This window comes from Pseudomonas wayambapalatensis (assembly GCF_049942315.1).
Taxonomy (GTDB): domain Bacteria; phylum Pseudomonadota; class Gammaproteobacteria; order Pseudomonadales; family Pseudomonadaceae; genus Aquipseudomonas; species Aquipseudomonas wayambapalatensis.
This window is the reverse complement of record NZ_JBNFMU010000148.1, coordinates 1-13,105: the sequence shown is the minus strand read 5'-3', so window position 1 is coordinate 13,105 and position 13,105 is coordinate 1. Positions and strand designations below refer to the sequence as shown.

The 13,105-nt window shown below is 62.6% G+C and carries 14 protein-coding genes; 5 read left to right on the top strand and 9 right to left on the bottom strand.

Going from position 1 to position 13,105, the window contains the following annotated elements; all coding sequences use genetic code 11:
• Positions 1–16 precede the first annotated feature (16 nt).
• Together rimK and rimB are read right to left on the bottom strand one after the other, a co-directional pair.
• On the bottom strand, positions 17–922 hold the full coding sequence (gene rimK, locus ACPZMI_RS09205; RefSeq protein ID WP_015268602.1) for a 30S ribosomal protein S6--L-glutamate ligase: 906 nt from the start codon (positions 920–922) through the stop codon (positions 17–19).
• Positions 919–1,401, bottom strand: coding sequence for a retropepsin-like aspartic endopeptidase RimB (gene rimB / locus ACPZMI_RS09200; RefSeq protein WP_063542222.1), 483 nt, complete (start codon positions 1,399–1,401; stop codon positions 919–921). The genes rimK and rimB overlap by 4 nt, the downstream gene beginning before the upstream one ends.
• A 109-nt stretch (positions 1,402–1,510) precedes the next feature.
• Here rimB and ACPZMI_RS09195 point away from each other — a divergent pair, with 109 nt between their 5' ends.
• A complete protein-coding gene (locus ACPZMI_RS09195) occupies positions 1,511–1,912 on the top strand; it encodes an RNA-binding S4 domain-containing protein (RefSeq protein ID WP_186667424.1) in 402 nt (133 codons plus the stop codon).
• 20 nt (positions 1,913–1,932) lie between these two features.
• Here ACPZMI_RS09195 and ACPZMI_RS09190 read toward each other — a convergent pair whose 3' ends face one another.
• Positions 1,933–2,736, bottom strand: a complete 804-nt coding sequence (locus tag ACPZMI_RS09190; RefSeq protein WP_186710724.1) for a phosphatase PAP2 family protein — start codon at positions 2,734–2,736, stop codon at positions 1,933–1,935.
• A 116-nt stretch (positions 2,737–2,852) separates the two neighbouring features.
• Between ACPZMI_RS09190 and hslO the strand changes: the two genes are divergently transcribed.
• The 3 genes from hslO (at position 2,853) to ACPZMI_RS09175 (ending at position 6,053) form a co-directional block, all read left to right on the top strand.
• Positions 2,853–3,752, top strand: a complete 900-nt coding sequence (gene hslO / locus ACPZMI_RS09185; RefSeq protein WP_186720202.1) for an Hsp33 family molecular chaperone HslO — start codon at positions 2,853–2,855, stop codon at positions 3,750–3,752.
• A gap of 179 nt (positions 3,753–3,931) precedes the next feature.
• Positions 3,932–5,479 (top strand): phosphoenolpyruvate carboxykinase, encoded by a 1,548-nt coding sequence (locus ACPZMI_RS09180; protein ID WP_411383607.1) that lies wholly within the window; start codon positions 3,932–3,934, stop codon positions 5,477–5,479.
• A 139-nt stretch (positions 5,480–5,618) separates the two neighbouring features.
• Positions 5,619–6,053 (top strand): acyl-CoA thioesterase, encoded by a 435-nt coding sequence (locus ACPZMI_RS09175; RefSeq protein ID WP_186710720.1) that lies wholly within the window; start codon positions 5,619–5,621, stop codon positions 6,051–6,053.
• Here the strand turns inward: ACPZMI_RS09175 and ACPZMI_RS09170 are convergent.
• The 6 genes from ACPZMI_RS09170 to fdhD form a co-directional block, all read right to left on the bottom strand.
• Positions 6,043–6,699: a response regulator gene (locus tag ACPZMI_RS09170; protein WP_186710718.1), complete on the bottom strand. Its 657-nt coding sequence runs from the start codon at positions 6,697–6,699 to the stop codon at positions 6,043–6,045. The two genes, ACPZMI_RS09175 and ACPZMI_RS09170, sit on opposite strands and share 11 nt — an antisense overlap.
• Before the next feature lie 118 nt (positions 6,700–6,817).
• On the bottom strand, positions 6,818–7,621 hold the full coding sequence (locus ACPZMI_RS09165; RefSeq protein ID WP_426352076.1) for a CheR family methyltransferase: 804 nt from the start codon (positions 7,619–7,621) through the stop codon (positions 6,818–6,820).
• A gap of 215 nt (positions 7,622–7,836) precedes the next feature.
• Positions 7,837–8,319 carry a glycine zipper domain-containing protein gene (locus tag ACPZMI_RS09160; protein ID WP_186667431.1) on the bottom strand — a complete coding sequence of 161 codons (483 nt, stop codon included), beginning with the start codon at positions 8,317–8,319 and terminating at the stop codon, positions 7,837–7,839.
• Positions 8,320–8,600: 281 nt separating this feature from the next.
• A complete protein-coding gene (locus ACPZMI_RS09155) occupies positions 8,601–9,005 on the bottom strand; it encodes a hypothetical protein (protein WP_186667432.1) in 405 nt (134 codons plus the stop codon).
• A gap of 250 nt (positions 9,006–9,255) precedes the next feature.
• Positions 9,256–11,601, bottom strand: coding sequence for an FdhF/YdeP family oxidoreductase (locus tag ACPZMI_RS09150; RefSeq protein ID WP_426352075.1), 2,346 nt, complete (start codon positions 11,599–11,601; stop codon positions 9,256–9,258).
• 5 nt (positions 11,602–11,606) lie between these two features.
• Complete coding sequence (fdhD, locus tag ACPZMI_RS09145) at positions 11,607–12,437, bottom strand: formate dehydrogenase accessory sulfurtransferase FdhD (RefSeq protein WP_426352074.1); 831 nt, start codon at positions 12,435–12,437, stop codon at positions 11,607–11,609.
• A 175-nt stretch (positions 12,438–12,612) separates the two neighbouring features.
• Between fdhD and lysM the strand changes: the two genes are divergently transcribed.
• Entirely contained in the window at positions 12,613–13,053 is a 441-nt protein-coding gene (gene lysM, locus ACPZMI_RS09140; protein ID WP_054891686.1) for a peptidoglycan-binding protein LysM, read from the top strand.
• Positions 13,054–13,105 lie beyond the last annotated feature (52 nt).

Below are 13,105 nucleotides of genomic sequence, written 5' to 3'. Positions count from 1 at the left end.
CCGCAACGGTTTCGAATCAGCCCTTGCCCTTGGTCCGAGTCTGGTTCGGCCCGCCGTTCTTCTCCAGATGTTCGATGATCATCCCGGCAACGTTCTTGCCGGTGGTGACCTCGATACCCTCCAGCCCCGGCGACGAATTCACTTCCATCACCAGCGGGCCATGATTGGATCGCAGGATATCCACCCCGGCCACGCTAAGGCCCATGACCTTGGCCGCACGAATGGCCGTCATGCGTTCCTCGGGGGTGATCTTGATCAGGCTGGCCACTCCACCGCGGTGCAGGTTGGAGCGGAATTCGCCGGGCTTGGCCTGGCGCTTCATCGAGGCGATGACCTTGTCGCCGACCACGAAGCAGCGGATATCGGCGCCGCCGGCCTCCTTGATGTACTCCTGGACCATGATGTTCTGCTTCAGGCCCATGAACGCTTCGATGACCGACTCGGCAGCCTTGGTCGTTTCGCACAGCACTACGCCGATGCCCTGGGTGCCTTCGAGCACCTTGATCACCAGCGGTGCGCCGTTGACCATCTGGATCAGGTCGGGAATGTCATCCGGCGAGTGAGCGAAGCCTGTGATCGGCAGGCCGATGCCGCGGCGTGACAGCAGTTGCAGAGAGCGCAGCTTGTCCCGCGAGCGGGCGATGGCCACCGATTCATTGAGTGGATAGACGCCCATCATCTCGAACTGACGCAACACGGCGCAGCCATAGAAGGTCACCGAGGCGCCGATACGTGGGATCACCGCATCGAAACCTTCCAGCGGTTTGCCGCGATAGTGGATCTGCGGCTTGTGGCTGGCGATGTTCATGTAGGCGCGCAGGGTGTCGATCACGACCATTTCATGGCCGCGCTGGGTGCCGGCTTCGACCAGGCGGCGGGTGGAATACAGACGCGGGTTGCGCGAAAGCACGGCGATCTTCATGCAGCACCTGTGACAGGGGAGAGAGTGGCCGGGAAGGCCGGTTTGTCCTGAACGTACTTGAGGCCGGGGTTGACGACCAGTTGACCGTGGACCAAGGCTTTCGATCCAAGCAACAACCGATAGCGCATGCTCTTGCGGCAGGCCAGGGTGAATTCCACTTCCCAGACCCGGTCGCCCAACGCCAGCGGCGTGCGGATCACGTAGCGGGTCTGGGCGTGGCCGTTGGAGCTCTTGATGGTCTTCATGGTAACCAGCGGCGCCTCGCAGCGGCGATGGCGCAGTTGCACCACCGAACCCAGGTGTGCGGTGAAGCGCACCCACGACTGGCCGTCGCGCTCGAAGGGTTCGATGTCGGTGGCGTGCAGGCTGGAGGTGCTGGCGCCGGTGTCGATCTTGGCCCGAAGCCCGGCGAGACCGAGGTCGGGCAGGGCGATCCACTCGCGCAGGCCGATCACTGTCAGATGGTCAAATGTTTTCACGAAGCACACCCTGCGAATGAGGTGGTGAACTGTAAGCATGGCGCGGACTTTTTGCATCCGACAGTTACGGTAGTACAGTTCCGTTAAAGACAGAATTCGAGGTAGAGGGATGGCACAGAAACCAGAAGACGACGATAAGGTCCGCCTGGACAAGTGGCTGTGGGCGGCGCGCTTCTACAAGACGCGTGCGTTGGCCAAGGCGGCGATCGAGAGTGGCAAGGTGCATTGCCGTGGTGAGCGCTGCAAACCGGGCAAGGAGCCGCGGGTAGGCGATGAGTTCGTGCTGCGCACCGGTTTCGACGAGAAGACCGTGGTGGTCAAGGCGCTGTCGGTGGTGCGTCGCGGGGCGCCCGAGGCGCAGACCCTCTACGAGGAAACCGCCGACAGCGTGAAGCGCCGCGAACAGGCCGCCGAACTGCGCAAGGCCGGGGCGATGGGGGTGACCACCGACGGCCGGCCAAACAAGAAGCAACGGCGGCAGATCCACCAGTTGCATGGCAGTTTCGAGTAGACCTGCGCCTTCAGTTGCGCTTAAGAGGCCGTGCGCATCACACTCATGCGCCCGATCAGCGGCAACTTGCCGAGTACCCTGAACAGCGGTGAGGTCCAGCGCACCAGTGCCGCGCTGGCCTTGGCCGCCAGCGGGGTATGCACGGTCCAGCCCAGGGCCAGTAATGCCATCCCCAGACCGCCGATGTAGTCATCCTGTCCCCAGTGCGCACCAGCAACCAGACGCGGCAGCATGAACAACACGGCCAGCCCCCAGATCACCAGGCTCTGTACCAGTCGGCGACTGAACAGGCTCATGAACAGGGCCCAGAGCAGCAGTACCGAGGCGTGATCGCCCGGGAAACTCTTGCTGGAACGGTCCTTGAGCTCCCAGTGGGCTTCGAGGTTCGGGTAGTAGTGGCTCAGGCGCACGGCGTCGTCGAATACGATCGACGGGCTGTCATGTTGCCATCCAGATGCATCCACCCACTTGGAAAACAGCGCGCGAACCACCACTAAGAGGAGCAGACTGACGAAAAAGCCGAAGAATGCCTGTCGGACCTGTACGGCCTTGAACACCCAGTCGCCTTTGATCAGGAGCAGGAGCAGGATCAGGCCGACGACGATGTCGAAGGGTCGCAGGCTGCCCAAGGTCCAGATGTAGCGCCAGGTGGTGTTGTCTGCCAGCGGGCCGTTGAGTGCACGGAATAGCCACTCGTCGAAAGTCAGGAACAGGATCTGGCCAAACGGCCACAACCAGAAACACAGTAGAGCGACGGGCAGTAACGTGCAGGCTGCCAGAGGTCCCCAGGACCACTTTTCCTGGAACAGTGGTCGATTATCCATAAAATACCTCGATTGCCAGCTGAATTTCTGCGCGTCGGACGCGCTTTACGACGGGCCTTTGTAAGCTCCTGTAATCATTTTGTCACCCTTTTCAGAATTTTCAGATAGCCAAAACCATGAGCGATTTACCGGATACCGATTTCACCCAACGCTTCCTGTTCGAAGAGCGCGATGTGCGCGGCGAATGGGTCGAGCTCGACAAGAGCTACCGCGAAGTGCTTGCCCGTCACCCTTATCCGCAGCCGGTTGCCGCTCTGCTGGGTGAGCTGATGGCTGCCACCTCGCTACTGGTCGGCGCACTCAAGTTCGATGGCCTGCTGATTCTGCAGGCGCGCTCGCAAGGGCCGATCCCGCTGCTGATGGTGGAGTGCTCGAGCCAGCGCGACATCCGCGGCATGGCACGTTACGAGGCCGATCAGATCGCCGCTGACGCCACCCTGGCGGACCTGATGCCTGGTGGCCACCTCACGCTGACCATCGACCCGGTCAAGGGCCAGCGCTACCAGGGCACCGTCGACCTCGATGGCGCCAACCTGTCCGAATGCTTCACCAACTACTTCGTGCAATCCCAGCAGCTCAACACGCGCTTCTGGCTCGACACCTCGTCGGGCAAGGCCCGTGGCCTGCTGCTGCAGCAGTTGCCTGTCGACCGCCAGCGTGATGAAGAAGAGCGCGAAGACAGCTGGCAACACGTAGTGGCCATGGCCAGCACGCTGAAGCCCGAAGAGTGGGCCGAAGGCAACGAAACCCTGCTGCACCGCCTCTATCACGAGGACGCCGTACGCCTCTTCGACATCGAGCCGCTGCGCTTCCACTGCAGCTGCTCGCGTGAGCGTTCCGGCAACGCTTTGGTCAGTCTCGGCGAGGCGGATGCCAAGGCGCTGGTCGAGGAATGTGGTGGCAAGGTCGAGATCGATTGCCAGTTCTGCAACGAGCGGTATTTCTTCGATGCCACCGATGTAGCGCAATTGTTTGCGGGTGGTGGCACGGACGAAGCGTCAGAAACTCGCCACTGAAACGCTTCACTACAGGAGATTCTCCTGTCTAATTGCGTAAAAGCGCAGTTACGACAGGAGGGGCCTACTTTTTTTGGGCGTTTCTGGCATAATCCGGCCACTTTTTTCGCTGTAGTAGTTTGAAACAGGCCACTACAAAACGTTTGGAGCACTCGGCCTCGGGCCGGATGGGGTATCTCATGACGCAAGCCAACAACACCGTGTACACCGACCTGACCGTCGACGAGCTGGTAAAACATGCGCTGCAACGCGGTGAAGGCGTGCTGGCCGATACTGGCGCACTGGTCGTGAAAACCGGTCACCGTACTGGCCGTTCGCCCGCTGACCGTTTCATCGTCGATGAGCCGAGCACCTCTGCCGCCATCGCCTGGGGCCCGATCAACCGCAAGTTCCCAGCCGACAAGTTCGATGCCCTGTGGGACCGCGTCGAGGCGTTCAACAACGCCCAGGAACACTTCGTCTCCTACGTACACGTTGGTGCTGCAGCCGAGCACTACCTGCCGGTGAAGATGACCACCCAGACCGCCTGGCAGAACCTGTTCGGCCGTTGCCTGTTCATCAATCCGGAAAAAGGCCAGTTCAACCCGGCCGGCCGCGATCAGTGGCAGATCCTCAACGTCGCCAACTTCGAGTGCGTTCCAGAGCGTGATGGCACCAACTCCGATGGTTGCGTCATCCTCAACTTCGCCCAGAAGAAAGTGCTGATCGCAGGCATGCGCTATGCCGGCGAAATGAAGAAGGCCATGTTCTCGGTGCAGAACTTCCTGCTGCCGGAAGTCGACGTGCTGCCGATGCACTGCGCGGCCAACATCGGCGAAGAAGGCGACGTGACCCTGTTCTTCGGCCTGTCCGGCACCGGCAAGACCACCCTCTCCGCCGACGAAAGCCGTTACCTGATCGGTGACGACGAGCACGGTTGGGGCGAAGGTGTCGTCTTCAACATGGAAGGTGGTTGCTACGCCAAGTGCATCGACCTGTCCGAGAAGAACGAGCCGGTCATCTGGAAAGCCATCAAGCATGGTGCGGTGCTGGAAAACGTCGTTATCGACAAAACCGGCAAAGCCGACTACACCGATGTCAGCCTGACCCAGAACAGCCGTGCCGCCTACCCGCTGGAGCACGTCGCCAAGCGCGCCGAAGCCAACCTGGGTGGCGAGCCGAACGCGGTCATCTTCCTGACCTGCGACCTGACTGGCGTTCTGCCTCCGGTGTCGATCCTGAACAACGAGCAGGCAGCCTACCACTTCCTGTCGGGCTACACCGCGCTGGTCGGTTCCACCGAAATGGGTTCGGGCGGCGGCATCAAGTCGACCTTCTCCACCTGCTTCGGCGCGCCGTTCTTCGCCCGTCCTGCAGGCGAGTACGCCGAGCTGCTGATCAAGCGCATCAATGGCTTCAACTCCAAGGTTTACCTGGTCAACACCGGCTGGACCGGCGGTGGCTACGGTGTCGGCAAGCGCTTCAGCATCCCGACCACCCGTGGCGTGATCGCCGCAATCCAGAGCGGTGCTCTGGTCGGTGCTGAAACCGAACACCTGGACATCATCAACCTGGACGTACCGAAGTCCGTTCCAGGCGTCGACACCGAGCTGCTCAACCCGCGCGCCACCTGGGCTGACAAGGCCGCTTACGACGAAGCCGCCAAAGGCCTGGCCAAGCTGTTCATCGAAAACTTCAAGAAGTTCGAAGTTTCCGACGCCATCAAGGCCGCTGGCCCACAGCTGTAAGCTGTACTGGCCGCACTGAAAAAGCCGCCCTTCGGGGCGGCTTTTTCATGTCTGGCGATCAAGGGCTGTGTTTGCGTCTATGGTTTTCCAGATCAGATGTGGGAAGCTTTCCTTTCCTGCCACCCGCCTTGGATACCCCATGCCCGAGACCATCAAGCGCAGTGCCTTTTCTCATTTCCACCCCATCCTCACCCGCCCGCAGGACAACGACCACAACGGCTACCTTGCCGGTTCCACGGTGCATGCCTTCTTCGAGACGGCCATCCAGGCGTTTCTCGTCGAACAGGCTGAACTGGACCTGCGCGACGGTGATCTGGTGGGTTTCGTGGTCAGCTCTGCCGCGGACTTCTATGCCCTGCCTGGATTTCCCGATGTGCTGGAGGTCGGCCTGGGGGTGACGCGGCTGTCTGGCAGCACGGTGGAGTTTTGCCTGGCGTTGTACCGGCCGGGCGAGGCCGAGCCCTGTGCGGCGGGCACTGTGGTGCACGTATTCATCGAACGCGCCACGGGGCACCCGGCGGTGTTGCCGGAAACCCTGCAACTGATCCTGGCGGGGCTGTCGCTCAATCGTTGAGGCGAATGATCCCCTCGCGCACGGCAAACAGCACCAACCCCGGGACATCGTGGATCTGCAGGCGGTGCATGATCTGCGAGCGATGGGCCTCGATGGTCTTGATGCTCAGCCCCAGCCCCTCGGCGATGGAGCGGGTGCTCTCGCCGCGGGCGATCAGGCGCAGGATTTCCAGCTGACGGGTGGTCAGCGGCGCTTGTGCGGGGCTGGGCGTGCGCTTGCGACTGTGCTTGAGGGCCTGCCCGATGACCATCGGCAGCACCGTCGACGACAGGTACTGACCGCCGCTGCGCAAAGTCTGCAACGCCTGCTCGAACTCTGCCACGGTGGCGCTCTTGAGCAGGAAGCCCTGGGCGCCGAGTTGCAGGCAGCTCATCACATGCTCCAGTTCCGAGCGTGTCGAGAGCATCAGCACGCGTGTGGCCGGAACCCGGATGAACAGTTCCTGCAGCACCTGCTGACAATCCAGTGCATCGCTGTTCATGTCGAGCACGACGATCTCGGGCCGCAGCTTTTCCGCCAGACTCACGGCGCTCATGCCGTCGCTGGTGTCTCCGACCACGGTGTATTCCTTCTTCTGTTCGAGCAGGGCGCGCAGGCCGGCGCGGAAAAGTGGCGAGTCGTCGGCAAGCAGGATTCGGCAGGGCATGGGTCAAGGCCTGTTTCGCAAGGGAAGGGGGGCGGCAGGCCTGCTCGATCCACAAGCGCACTGCCGCGCGGGGGCGCGACCAGTCCTTGTCTGCCGTTCGATGCGGCAGTGCTATTCATCATAGGCGTTCGAACACCGACGGCAGTAGTGGCCGCAGGGGCAGGTCCAGGCCGTGAATGCTCTCGCTGTGGCCGATCATCAACAGCCCGCCCGGACGCAGGTGTGGCATCAGGCGCAGCAGGACATCGGCCTTGCACCGCGCGTCGAAACCCGCGAGCAGGTTACGCAGCAGGATTACATCGAACTCGCCCAGATCGGTCGGCAGCGGCTTGATCAGGTTGATCTTCTCGAAGCGTACCCGGTCGCGCAGGCTCGGTGCGATACGTAGACGACCGGCTGCTTCGTCGGCGCCACACAGGCAATGGCAGTCCAGCCAGCCGTGGGGAAAGTAGCGGGCCTGGGCGATGTCGTAGACACCGGCCTCAGCCTGTCGCAGCAGGGCGCTGTCGTAGTCGCTGGCCAGCACCTGCCAGCCGGCGGATGTGCTCTGTTGCGCGACCATGGCCAGGCTCCAGGCCTCTTCGCCGCTGGCACAGGCCGCACTCCACAGGCGCACCGGGTGAGCGAGCCTGGGGAGCCAGCGTTGCAACTGTTCGAAGTGGCGATGCTCGCGAAAGAAGTAGGTGTCCCGGGCAATGAGCAGGTGCAGCAGGTGCGTCTGTTCGCCGGGGTGTGCATCGATCAGGTCGAGGTAGGCCTCGAAGCTTGCCAGCCGGTGGAAGCGCAAGCGGGCGTGCAGGCGATGGGCAACCATGCTCTGGCGATCGTCTGCCAGTTGCAGGCCGGTGGCCTGGGAAACCCGTCGGCGGATGCGCAGGAAGCAGGCGTGGTCGAGGTGTGGCGGGCGCGTATCGTCCGTCATCCTTCTGCCTCCCCGGATTTGGGCTGGCGTGTTGGATCGACGAGGCTCGTGCGCATTCCCTGCGTCCCCTGTTGTGATGGCGGTGGGAAATGATAGCTAGTGGCTACCTGCCTCCATATCGGGGTGTCCCTTAAGCCCTCGACCTGTCGGAATACAAAGGCCCCGCCGGGTGAGGGCGGGGCCTTAGGTATCAGGCGTAGGTGAGTGGACGCCGATCAGTCACGCCAGTGGCGCTTGTGCTTGCGATGGCCGTAGTGATGGCCGTGGTCCCAATGGCGACGGTCGTCGCGGCGGTAGCGCCGATCGCGATCGCGGTCGTGGCGATCGTCTTCGTCGGCCTTGTTGCCCATGTAGTTACCCAGTGCGCCACCGGCACCGCCACCTGCGGCTGCGCCGATCAGGCTACCGGTGCTGCCGCCGACCTGACGGCCGACGACGTTGCCGCCCGCCGCGCCCAGTGCACCGCCAATGGCGGCTTCACCGCGCTGGCGCTTGTCGGCACCGACGGCACTGCCCGCCGCGCCACCCAGACCTGCGCCGATGGCCGAGCCGGTGTTGCCGCCGATGGACTGGCCGACCACCGAGCCCAGTACCCCACCCAATGCGCCGCCAATGCCGGCCTCGGTGGTGCCGCCTGCCATGGCAGCGCCGCTGAGCAGACCAAAAGACAACAACAGAATCGAGGAGTACTTCTTCATCAAGAGAGCCTCAGAGGGATGACGAGGCGGAATTTGAGGCTCAGCGAAGCGGCTGGCAATGGAAATCCGACGAGTAGCACGAGTTGTACACAATTTCCTAACTTGCTGATTTTGCTGTGAAACTTTCTCTGTTTTTGCTGGTCTCAGATTACTTGAGATGAAAAAAAGCCCCGGTCGTTTGCTCGGGGCTTTTTGTTGGGTGTTGGCTTTATCGCAAAACGAGCCTGCTCCCACAGGAAGTGAACAGGGTAGCGGGCTCAAGTCCGCAACGCCATGCCCTGTCACTCTGGGTCGTATTCGAAAGACTTCAATTTGGTGTGCGCGCTGTTATGGTCGATGGAGCGGATGAGCGTGACACTCTTGATGCCTGGCTGACTGACTTCTGCGGTTGTGCCCACTACCTGGCCATTGGCATTCTTCACGACAAACTGTTCGAATGTGCCTTCTTTGACAACCTTGATGCGGCTTGCCGTCCCATCAAGCGTTATCAGCGTGTCTCCCGGTTGATGATCGCGGTCGGTCCCTTCGCCCTCCAGAAACTTTTTGCCGTTCTCTTGCTTTACCGTCCATTTCAGTTCGTTGATGACTTTCAGCTTGTAGCCAAATCTTGGGCGTTCGATGACATCGCCTTTGACGTATACCTGGCCTAGCGGCAGATCATTGAACTCGTCGATCACAGTGCTCACAGATATCCCCTCTCGACTGGCGTCGATGTTTTTTGGAGCCTTGACTCTGTGTCCTTGCTGGTTGCTGCACAACTGGCAACTTTATCAGTTGAAACGCGCAGCGAACTTATGCTGACCATTACGTCAGTGATAAATGTGCAGGCCTGAGGTTATCGGAAGTACAAAAAAACCCGGTTGATTAGCCGGGTTTTCTTGTATGGGTTGTCCCGTCGTGGGACGAACCCGCTCCCGTATGGGAGCGGTGGTGGCATCAGATGATACGACCGTCCCCGCGCGCGGCTTCCAGCTTGATGGCGATGAACTTCGAGGTTGGCGTGTGGCTGCCGTCGCCGATGCTCTCCAGCGGTACCAGCGGGTTCACCTCTGGGTAGTAGGCGGCTGCCTGCCCCGCCGGAATGTCGAAGGCCAGCAGGGTGAAACCCTCCACCCGGCGCACGTGCTCATCGCCCCACAACGACACGATGTCGACCTTCTGCCCTGGCTGGAAGCCCAGGCGAATGATGTCGGCCTCGTTGGCGAACAGCACCTCGCGCTGGCCCCGCACGCCGCGGTAGCGGTCGTCCAGGCCGTAGATGGTGGTGTTGTACTGATCGTGCGAACGCATCGACTGCATGATCAGGTCAGGCACCTGGCCGCTGGCGCGCACGCGCTCGTCGAGCAAGGTGTCGGGCAGCAGGTTGGGCTTGAAGTTGGCACGGCCGCTCGCGGTCTTCCACTGGCGGCTGCCGGCGCTGTTGCCCAGGTAGAAACCACCCGGCAGGTTCAGGCGCTGGTTGAAGTCGGCAAAACCGGGGATGGTATCGGCGATCAGGTCGCGAATCCGGTCGTAGTCGGCCACCACCCAGTTCCAGTCCACAGGATGGTTGCCCAGGGTGGCGGCGGCGATGCCGGCGACCACCGCAGGCTCCGAGCGCATCTGCTTGGACAGTGCGCGCAACTGGCCGTTGGAGGCGTGGACCATGCTGAACGAGTCTTCCACCGTGACCGCCTGCGGGCCTTCGGCCTGCAGGTCGATATCGGTGCGGCCCAGGCACGGCAGGATCAATGCCTGCTGGCCATGGATCAGGTGGCTGCGGTTGAGCTTGGTGCTGATGTGCACGGTCAGCGCACAGTTGCGCAGGGCCTGGGCGGTGCGCTCGGTATCCGGCGTGGCCTGGGCGAAGTTGCCGCCCAGCCCGATGAACACCTTGGCCCGACCTTCGAGCATGGCGTGGATCGCCTCGACCGTGTTGTGGCCGTTGTGGCGTGGCACCGGGAAGCCGAAGCGCTTCTCGATGGCATCGAGCAGGGCTACCGGCGGGCGTTCGTTGATACCCATGGTGCGGTCACCCTGCACGTTGCTGTGGCCGCGAACGGGGCACAGGCCGGCGCCAGGTACACCGATGTTGCCGCGCAGCAGCATCAGGTTGACGATTTCCTGGATGGTCGGCACCGAGTGGCGGTGCTGGGTGATCCCCATCGCCCAGCACATGATCACGCGTTTGCCTTTGCAGTACATGCGCGCCGACAGCTCGATGTCGTCGAGGGTCAGGCCGGACTGTTCGACGATCTGCTCCCAGGGTGTGGCATCGACCACTGCCAGGTATTCGTTCACGCCCTGGCCGTGCTCGGCGATGAACACATGATCGAAGATCGCCGGCTCGCCCTTGGCCTGAGCCTCGCGCTCCCACTGCAGGAGGAACTTGGCCATGCCGCGCAGCAGAGCCATGTCGCCACCCAGCGCCGGGCGGAAGAACGCGGTGTTGGTCGGCCGGTCGCTGTTGAGCAGCATCTCCAGTGGATGTTGCGGGTGCTGGAAGCGCTCCAGGCCGCGCTCTTTCAGCGGGTTGACGCAGACCACCTGGGCGCCGCGTTTCACTGCATCGCGCAGGGGGTCGAGCATGCGCGGGTGGTTGGTGCCGGGGTTCTGGCCCAGGACGAAGATCGCGTCGGCATGTTCGAAATCGTCGTAGGTGACGGTGCCCTTGCCGACGCCGACGCTCTGCCCCAGGGCCACGCCGCTGGCCTCGTGGCACATGTTCGAGCAGTCGGGGAAATTGTTGGTGCCAAAGGCGCGTACGAACAGTTGGTACAGATAGGCCGCCTCGTTGCTGGCCCGGCCGGACGTGTAGAACTCGGCCTGGTCTGGCGACTCCAGCGCCTTGAGGTGGCTGGCGATCAGCTCGAAGGCTGCATCCCAGGCAATCGGCTGGTAACGGTCGCTGGCCGGGTCATAGACCATCGGCTCGGTCAGGCGGCCCTGGTACTCGAGCCAGTAGTCGCTCTGCTCGAGCAGCGCACTGACGCTGTAGCGGGCGAAGAAGGCGGCGTCGACACGACGCTTGGTGGCCTCCCAGTTGACGGCCTTGGCGCCGTTCTCGCAGAACTTGACCATGCCGCTCTCGGGCGAGTCGCCCCAGGCGCAGCCAGGGCAGTCGAAACCGCCGTTCTGGTTGGTCTTGAGGAGTGCACGCAGGTTCTTCAGCGCGTTGTCGCTGCCGACCCAGGCCTTGGCCACGCTGCGCAGCGCGCCCCAGCCGCCGGCTGGGCCGTGATAGGGCTTGTAGCGTGGGGTGGAAGCGGGGGCGTTGTCTGGAAGTTTCTCGAAGGAGGTCACGGCTTTTACGACTCCGCCGCTGGGCTGAATACCCGCGGTGCGCTGTGTTTGGGCAGATGGATGAGGTTGAGGTTGTGCTTGCGTGCCCATTGCAGGGCAAGGCCGGTCGGTGCCGACAGGCTGACCAGGGTCTGGATGCGGGCACGCAGGACTTTCTGGATCAGCTCCAGGCTGCAGCGGCTGGTGACGATGGCCAGGCCGCCGGAGGTGTCGATGCGCTGGCGCAGCAGGGCGCCGATCAGTTTGTCGAGGGCGTTGTGCCGGCCGATGTCTTCGCGGCCCAGCAGCAGTTCGCCGTTGCGGTCCATGAACAGCGCCGCATGCACAGCGCCGCAGTGCTGGCCCAGGGGCTGGAAGGCGTCGATGCGCTGGCGCAGGTCCTTGAGCCACTCCACCGGCGGCAGGGGCGCGCCGGGCAGTGCCGCGAGCTCGGGCAATGCCTGTTCCAGAGCCTCTACACCACACAGGCCGCAGCCACTGGTGCCGGCCATCTGACGCCGTTGGTCCTTGAGGTTCCAGAACGCGCGGCTGGAAATCTCCAGGTCGGCATACAGCGCCGAGCCGCTGCCGGAGAGCTTCACGTCATAGATGTCGTCGGTGCTGGAAACGATGCCGCTGCCGACGCTGAAACCGACGGCGAAGTCTTCCAGGTCAGTCGGGCTGACCAGCATCACCGCCTGGTTCAGGCCGTTGTAGACGATCGCCAGGGCGACTTCTTCGGCCAGGGGCGTGCTGTCGCTCGCATGGTCGCAGAGCTGCACGTAGTCGTAGGTGTTGCTGGCGGCAGGCAGTGACAGAGGTGCTGATGCCGCGCAGACCGGAGGCTTGCTGTTCATCGGGGCGGATCACCGGCGGCTTTTTACTAGCACAAGCCTAGGCTTGTGGGCGCGCCGCGTCTAATCGCTAGGGTCGATGCCGTGATAGACCGCGTCGATTGGTCGCAGTGGAGCGGGCCGCGGATTCCTGGCCTAGACTCTCAGGTTCCGAGGAATCATCAACAAGGAGCGCGTCATGAGCCTGTTCAGTTTCGTGAAGGAAGCCGGCGAGAAGTTGATCGATCTGCTGACCCCCGGCAACGCGAATGCCGAGGAGCAGTTGAAGAAGCACGTGGAGAGCGTGGGCCTGGGCAATCCGAATATTTCGGCCACCGTAGAGGGTGACAAGGTCATCCTCAAGGGCGAGGTGGCGAGTCAGGAGGAGAAGGAGAAGATCATCCTGGCGGCAGGCAACATCGCAGGGGTGGCTTCGGTGGATGACCAGATCACCGTCACCGGGCCGGTGGCGCAGGCGGCTCGATTCGTCACGGTGAAGAAGGGCGACACCTTGAGTGCGATCGCCAAGGCTGAGTATGGCGATGCCAGCAAATACCAGAAGATCTTCGAGGCCAACAAGCCGCTGCTGTCACACCCGGACAAGATCTATCCGGGGCAGGTGCTGCGCATTCCGGACTGAGGATCGGTGTTGCGCTCATCGCGGGACAAGTCGGAGCGCCGAACCGCCGCTC

What these genes read in the sequence shown, in the direction of transcription:
- rimK (WP_015268602.1), bottom strand. Translation starts at nt 922, where the DNA reads ATGAAGATCGCCGTGCTTTCGCGCAACCCGCGTCTGTATTCCACCCGC.
- ACPZMI_RS09195 (WP_186667424.1), top strand. Translation starts at nt 1,511, where the DNA reads ATGGCACAGAAACCAGAAGACGACGATAAGGTCCGCCTGGACAAGTGG.
- ACPZMI_RS09190 (WP_186710724.1), bottom strand. Translation starts at nt 2,736, where the DNA reads ATGGATAATCGACCACTGTTCCAGGAAAAGTGGTCCTGGGGACCTCTG.
- hslO (WP_186720202.1), top strand. Translation starts at nt 2,853, where the DNA reads ATGAGCGATTTACCGGATACCGATTTCACCCAACGCTTCCTGTTCGAA.
- ACPZMI_RS09180 (WP_411383607.1), top strand. Translation starts at nt 3,932, where the DNA reads ATGACGCAAGCCAACAACACCGTGTACACCGACCTGACCGTCGACGAG.
- ACPZMI_RS09175 (WP_186710720.1), top strand. Translation starts at nt 5,619, where the DNA reads ATGCCCGAGACCATCAAGCGCAGTGCCTTTTCTCATTTCCACCCCATC.
- ACPZMI_RS09170 (WP_186710718.1), bottom strand. Translation starts at nt 6,699, where the DNA reads ATGCCCTGCCGAATCCTGCTTGCCGACGACTCGCCACTTTTCCGCGCC.
- ACPZMI_RS09165 (WP_426352076.1), bottom strand. Translation starts at nt 7,621, where the DNA reads ATGACGGACGATACGCGCCCGCCACACCTCGACCACGCCTGCTTCCTG.
- ACPZMI_RS09160 (WP_186667431.1), bottom strand. Translation starts at nt 8,319, where the DNA reads ATGAAGAAGTACTCCTCGATTCTGTTGTTGTCTTTTGGTCTGCTCAGC.
- fdhD (WP_426352074.1), bottom strand. Translation starts at nt 12,437, where the DNA reads ATGAACAGCAAGCCTCCGGTCTGCGCGGCATCAGCACCTCTGTCACTG.
- lysM (WP_054891686.1), top strand. Translation starts at nt 12,613, where the DNA reads ATGAGCCTGTTCAGTTTCGTGAAGGAAGCCGGCGAGAAGTTGATCGAT.